The organism is Neisseria sp. P0021.S007, from assembly GCF_051956855.1.
In genome coordinates this window covers 1-506 of sequence record NZ_JBQCXA010001273.1, presented here as the reverse complement: position 1 = coordinate 506, position 506 = coordinate 1, and the positions used below count along the sequence as shown (strand labels likewise).

General features: G+C 52.8%; 1 protein-coding gene. It reads left to right on the top strand.

Going from position 1 to position 506, the window contains the following annotated elements:
• A partial coding sequence (locus ACTHUR_RS18695) for a UvrD-helicase domain-containing protein (RefSeq protein ID WP_440400267.1) occupies window positions 1–506 on the top strand: 506 nt, incomplete at both ends.

The following is a 506-nucleotide window of genomic DNA, read 5'->3' as shown; positions in this document are numbered from 1 at the left end:
TCCTACATCAACCAATCCATTGCCGAACAAAAAAAATCACGCCGCGAGCGCGTGTTTGATGATTTGCTGCTGGATGTCCATCAGGCATTGACCACCAATGAACACGGTAACGCATTGGCAAAAGCGGCAGCGGCAAACTGGGAAATCGCGCTGATTGACGAATTCCAAGATACCGACCCGTTGCAATACGAAATTTTCCTCCAAATTTTTATCGAACAAGGCTGCCCGCTGTTTCTCGTTGGCGACCCCAAACAGGCGATTTACAGCTTTCGCGGTGCGGACATTTACGCCTATCTGCAAGCCGCGCAAGATGCGGACAGGCATTACACCCTCGCCGTCAACTACCGCAGCCATGCCAAGCTGATCAACGGCATCAGCGCCTTGTTCAAACAAAAAAAACACCCCTTCGTGTTGGAAAACATCAATTACAGCGAGGTCTCCGCTAGCCGCGCCGAAAGCCGGCTGTCGCCACACCACCCCGCCATCCAAGTGCGCTGGCTCAATAC